Source organism: Streptosporangium sp. NPDC002721 (assembly GCF_042888905.1).
Classification (GTDB): domain Bacteria; phylum Actinomycetota; class Actinomycetes; order Streptosporangiales; family Streptosporangiaceae; genus Streptosporangium.
The window spans coordinates 1-5,416 of sequence record NZ_JBIAQI010000078.1 but is presented as its reverse complement, the minus strand read 5'-3'; the positions used below and the strand labels follow the sequence as shown (position 1 = coordinate 5,416).

Annotated in this window: 4 protein-coding genes and 1 pseudogene; 4 read left to right on the top strand and 1 reads right to left on the bottom strand. The window is 69.5% G+C overall.

The annotated features are described in order from the left end of the window. Positions 1-317, bottom strand: a pseudogene (locus ACFYWM_RS44540) (rhamnogalacturonan lyase); the annotation flags it as partial. A 119-nt stretch (positions 318-436) separates the two neighbouring features. On the opposite strand from ACFYWM_RS44540, the gene ACFYWM_RS44535 reads away from it, so the two are divergent. The 4 genes from ACFYWM_RS44535 to ACFYWM_RS44520 all read left to right on the top strand — a co-directional run bounded on the left by ACFYWM_RS44535 (position 437) and on the right by ACFYWM_RS44520 (position 5,188). Continuing rightward, positions 437-3,010, top strand: a complete 2,574-nt coding sequence (locus tag ACFYWM_RS44535) for a carboxypeptidase regulatory-like domain-containing protein (RefSeq protein ID WP_389927910.1) — start codon at positions 437-439, stop codon at positions 3,008-3,010. An 82-nt stretch (positions 3,011-3,092) separates the two neighbouring features. Next, positions 3,093-4,148 carry a LacI family DNA-binding transcriptional regulator gene (locus ACFYWM_RS44530; RefSeq protein ID WP_389927907.1) on the top strand — a complete coding sequence of 352 codons (1,056 nt, stop codon included), beginning with the start codon at positions 3,093-3,095 and terminating at the stop codon, positions 4,146-4,148. Between the two features lie 36 nt (positions 4,149-4,184). Then, entirely contained in the window at positions 4,185-4,670 is a 486-nt protein-coding gene (locus ACFYWM_RS44525) for a hypothetical protein (protein WP_389927905.1), read from the top strand. A 332-nt stretch (positions 4,671-5,002) separates the two neighbouring features. Next, the gene (locus ACFYWM_RS44520) at positions 5,003-5,188 is read left to right on the top strand and encodes a hypothetical protein (protein ID WP_389927902.1); all 186 of its coding nucleotides are present in this window, start codon (positions 5,003-5,005) and stop codon (positions 5,186-5,188) included. Positions 5,189-5,416: the final 228 nt, after the last annotated feature.

Sequence of the window (5,416 nt, the reverse complement as noted above, 5' to 3'; positions counted from 1 at the left end):
AGGGTGGCGAAGGCGGGATTACTGCCGTCGACGCCGTGCGGGGAGGCGTTGAAGGGATTGGCCATCGGGGCGTGGCCGCTGTCGACGAACCAGCGCTCCTTGAGCTCGCGGCCGTTCCAGTCGTAGGCGACCAGGGTGGTGCGGGTGTAGTAGCCGCGGGCGCCGGATCTGGGAGAACACCGTCGCCCGGCAGGCCCGCGACACCGCGGATCTGCTCGACCTGCTGGAACGCGGCGACGGCGAGCACCTGTCGCGGGCCTCGCTGATGGAGAGCCCGCCGCAGTCCCGGTGGGGCATGTGCGGCCACCTGCGCACACACGACGTCACCCACCCGATCGTCCACCCAGTCCACCCATCCGATCCGAGTTGATCGCCCGCCGGTGCGGCCCCGCTCGGGGCGCACCGGCGCCACCCCCACTCCCTGAGGAGCCCGGCGATGCCACGTGACACCGCCCACGTCCACTCCGCCCACCCCGTCCTTCTGTTGCTGCGCGTCCTGACGGCCGCCGCCCTGCTCGCGGCACCGGCCGCGTACGCGCCGCACGCCACGTCCGCGGCCGCCGCCCAGGCGGGCCGGACCTTCTACGTCGACGCCACCGGTGGCAACGACACGGCCTCCGGCCTGAGCGAGACGAGCGCCTGGAAGAATCTCAGCAAGGTGAACAGCACCACCTTCCAGCCGGGGGACCGCATCCTGCTGCGGGCCGGCCGCACGTGGAGCGGGCAGCTGTGGCCCCGGGGTTCGGGACAGAGCGGCGCCCCCATCACCGTCGACAGGTACGGCGAGGGCGCCAAACCCCGCATCAACGGTGCCGGGCAGGTGAACGACACCGTCCGCCTCTTCAACCAGGAGTACTGGACCATCCGCAACCTGGAGGTCACCAACCAGGTCCCCGCGACCGGCACTCCCGGCGCGAACCTGCGTGACCTGCGCGGCGTCCACGTCTCCGGCGACAACAGCCAGACCCTCGACGGGTTCGTCATCGACGCCGTGGACGTGCACGACGTCACCGGGCAGGTCAACTGGATCAGCGGCAGCGTCGAGGACAACGCGCCCGGGGTGCGTTTCAAGACCGGGTGGGACGGCTCGAAGAAGACCGGCGGCATCGTGTTCGACACGACCGTCCCCGACATCAACGCCCCTCCGGCCAGGGCGACCGTGCTGAACGACGTGGTGATCCAGAACTCCACGGTCGCCAACACCTCCTTCGCCGGCATCGTGTTCAAGCAGTACACCGGAGACGGCAAGAACGACGCGGGCGAGACGATCGCCAAGCCCACCGGCTGGGGCACCCGCCAGAGTGCGGACGACCCCAAGTTCACCCCGCACACGAACATCGTCATCAGGAACAACCACATCACCCAGGCCGGCACCGCCTACGGCTGCAACGGCATGTACCTCACCAACATCCGTGGCGGCCTCGTCGAGCGCAACGTCGTCTACCGCACCGGCACCTCCGGCATCGAGACCTACTACGCCGACGACGTGAGGGTGCAGTTCAACGAGGTGTACGAGACCCAGCAGAAGGCCGGCGGCGCCGACTCCAACGGCATCGACCCCGACAAGGGCACCACCCGGCAGGTCATCCAGTACAACTACCTGCACGGCAACGGCGACGGCGTGCTGCTGTGCCAGTTCGCCTTCGGCGACGCCGTGGTCAGGTACAACGTGATCGCCGGCAACACCCGCTACCAGATCTACCTGCACTCCGACCGCGCCGCCACCGCGAAGATCTACAACAACACGATCTACAACGACCGCAGCGCGTACCTCATCTACGGCTACGGCAGCTCCCTGCAGGCCCGCTACGACATCACCAACAACGTCCTGTACTCCACAAGAGCGGGCGCGACACTGACGACCAGCCCCACCATCACCTATGACAACAACCTGTACGGCGGCGCCGGCCCGCAGGTTCCGGCAGGCGACCAGAACGCCGTCGTCGGCGACCCGCGCTTCGCCGACGCCCCGCTCGACGGCCCCTACGGCACGCCCGAGACCGGGCCCCGGCTCGAGACCGCCCACGGCCTGCGCGTCACCTCCGGCTCGCCGGCGATCGACGCCGGAGTCCAGATGAGCGGGAACGGCGGCCGTGACTACGCCGGGACGCCGCTCTACAACGGTCGCCCCGACATCGGCGCCTTCGAGTACACCCCCTCGACCGGCACGGCCGGCTCTGTCACCGGCCGTGTCCTGGACCAGGCCGCACAGCCGCTGCCGGGCGCGACCGTCACCGTCAGGAACGGCGACCAGACCCTCGCCACCGCCACCACCGCGGCCGGCGGCGCCTTCACGGTCGCGAACGTGCCGGTGGGGCAGGGTTACACGCTCCGCGCCGAAGCCGCCGGCTTCACCGCGGCCACCCGGACGGGACTGAGGGTCGAGGCGGCGACCGCGACCGACGTGGGGGCGATCCTCCTCCTTCGCCCGACTTCGGAGTATCTGGCCGTCCACGACTTCGACCACCTGCCCGTCGGCCCGCTCACCAGCGGTGACGGGCTCACGGTCAGCACCGCGGGCGGAAGCGCGAACGTCGTCGCGACGCCCGGCGCGAGCGGCAGGAGCGTGAGACTCACCCGCACGACCAACAGCGGCGCCACCAGCCTCTCCCGCACGTTCTCCCCGGCGCTCAAAGGCGTCGTCACCATCGAGACGAACGTCATGAGCGAGCAGTCCCACACCTCGGGCAACCACTGGTGGGCCATCCCCTACATCAGGAACTCCGCGGGCCAGAACGCCGTCAGCGTGGCCTTCACCAAGAACACCATCGTCGCCTACCAGGGCGGCACCACCCGTACCGTCGGCACCTACGAGCCCGGCCGCCGCTATCACGTCTCCACGGTGATCGACACCGTCAACCAGCGCTTCGACCTGCGCATCGACGGGCGCACGGTGCTGCAGAACGCGGCGTTCAGGACCGCGATGGACGGCATCGCGCAGATCGACTACTTCGCCAACAGCAGTAACTACGGCGGCATCCACCTCGACGACATCCGGATCTCCCGGTGAGGCGATACCGGCCTGCCTGGCCTCAGGAGCGGCCGGTGGAAAATCGGAGCCACCCGGTGAGCCGATGGGCACAATGATCGGCATGGACGACAGGCCGAACACCTCACCGCCGACCATGCACGACGTCGCCAGGGAGGCGGGCGTCTCCGTCGCCACGGTCTCGCGCGCGCTCAACGGCAGCGAGCGCAACGTCCGCTCGGAGAACGCCAGCCGGGTCCGGGCGGCGGCGGCCAAGCTCGGCTACGAGCCGCACCTGTCGGCGCAGGCGACCGCGAAGGGCTCGACGAGGACCATCGCGCTGGTGGTGGGCGACGTGGCCGACCCCTACTTCTCCGCCATCGCCGCCGGGGTCACCAGGGCGGCGGCGGAGGCCGGGCTCATCGTCACGATGGCCGTCGCCGGGCGCTCCCCCGAACGCGAGCTGGAGATCGTCAGGAAGCTCCGCGGTCAGCGGCCCCGCGTCATCATCATCGCCGGCAGCCGTATCGCCGGTACCGACACGCGCCTGCCGCTCATCGAGGAGCTCGGGGAGTACCGCACGACCGGCGGCCGGGTCGCCATGATCAGCCAGCGGGACCTGCCGTTCGACACCGTCACCATCGACAACCACGGCGGGGCCCGGCGGCTCGCCCACGCGCTGGTCGGCCACGGCTATCGGCGTTTCGCGATCTTCCGCGCTCCCGAGCACGTGCGCACCTCCACCGACCGGTACGAGGGCTTCCTCGCCGGACTCCACGAGTCGGGTGCCGACGTCGCCGAGCCCGTCGTCGTCGAGGCCGAGTTCACCCGCTCCGGCGGTCAGGACGCGGCCCGCAGGCTCGTGGCGCGAGGGTTCGACGACGTGGAGGCCGTCTTCGCGGTCAACGACGTCATGGCGATCGGCGCCATGACGACGTTGCGCGAGGCCGGTGTCGTCCCCGGCGAGGACCTCGCCGTAGCGGGCTTCGACGACATCGGCTCGGCGCAGGACGTGGTCCCTCCGCTCACCTCCGTGGCCGTGCCCCTGATGGAGGCGGGGCTGCGCGCGGTGCGGCTCACGCTCTCCTCCGGCGACGACGCGGCCCAGGCCCAGATCCCGACCAGTGTCGTGCTGAGGGAGAGCACGCCGATCCGGCGGCCGTCGATGAGGAGACGGTGACTGCTGCGGACCACCCCGTACACCATCGACGGCAAGGTGTACGCCCCGGAGTCCGACACTTGCCTGAGCGTCATGTACTACCGCCAGGACGAGTTCAAGAAGAACGACATCCCCGAAGACGTGGCCACCTGGGAGGAACTGGCGCAGATCGGTGCCCGGTTGCACGAGAGGACCGGCCACATCTCCTCCGCCCTGGGCGGTACCGGTTTCGCCATCCTGAAGGACAAGCCCAACACCGCCGCCGCCACCGAGTTGCTCAAGCAGACCTACCTCACCAAAGAAGGCCAGCTGCTGCGCTTCCAGCGGGTCGGCTTCCTGCCCACCCTCAAGCCGCTGTACCAGGACAAGGACTTCCTCGACACCGAGGACGCTACCTGGGCGGGCAGCGCCTGTTCGACGTCTACACCCCCGCCTCGAACGACAGCCCCGTCTTCTACCAGAGCCCCAACCTCAACGTGCTCATCGAGGCGCTGGGCGGCCCCGTCCTGGAAACGCTGCAGGGCAAGAAGCCCGCCGAGGTGATCAAGGAGGCGGTGGCCGCCTACAACAGCAAGAAGGGCGGCTGAAGTGCGGAGCGCGGGCCGGCGGACGCCGGCACCGTATGCCTTCATCTCCCCGTTCTACCTGCTGTACGTGCTGTTCTTGCTGGTCCCGATCTGCATCGGCGCCTACCTGAGCCTGACCGAGTGGGCCGGGCTCGGCACGCCGCTATGGGTGGGGCTGGACAACTACACCCGCCTGTCCGGCGACGCGAGCTTCCTGACCGCCGTCACCAACACCATCTTGTACGTGCTGTTCGCCGTCTGCGTCGTGGTCCCGGCAACAGCTACAACAGCTTCCTGTGGCCGCTCATCGTGGTCTCCGGGCCCACCCAGTACACGCTGCCGCGCGGCATCCAGGCGCTGTACGGGGCCGAAAGTCGCCAGGTCGACCTGGTGCTGGCCGGCAGCGTGCTGGCCGCCATCCCGAGCCTGGTCATGTTCATGCTGTTGCGCAAGCAACTGCTCGACGGTCTGACGGCGGGGGCCGTCAAATCCTGAAGGAGTCACCCCTTTGTCCTGACCATCTCGCTGCTGGGAGTACCGGCAGAGCTCCAGCTTCCTGGCCGACCCCTGGTGATTCGGCGCGAGGTCAGGGCGCCCCCTCCCCCACCAGGAGGGGGCGCCCATAGGACCCGGCGCCGGGTCCTAGCGGAGGTAGACCTTGGGCTGGGGCGCGGTGGCCATGCCGTTACCGATGAAGAAGCTCGGGTGGGGCGGCTGGTTGTA

Bases quoted from the DNA above. Each gene is read 5' to 3' on its own strand.
- ACFYWM_RS44535 (WP_389927910.1), top strand. From the start codon at position 437: ATGCCACGTGACACCGCCCACGTCCACTCCGCCCACCCCGTCCTTCTG.
- ACFYWM_RS44530 (WP_389927907.1), top strand. From the start codon at position 3,093: ATGGACGACAGGCCGAACACCTCACCGCCGACCATGCACGACGTCGCC.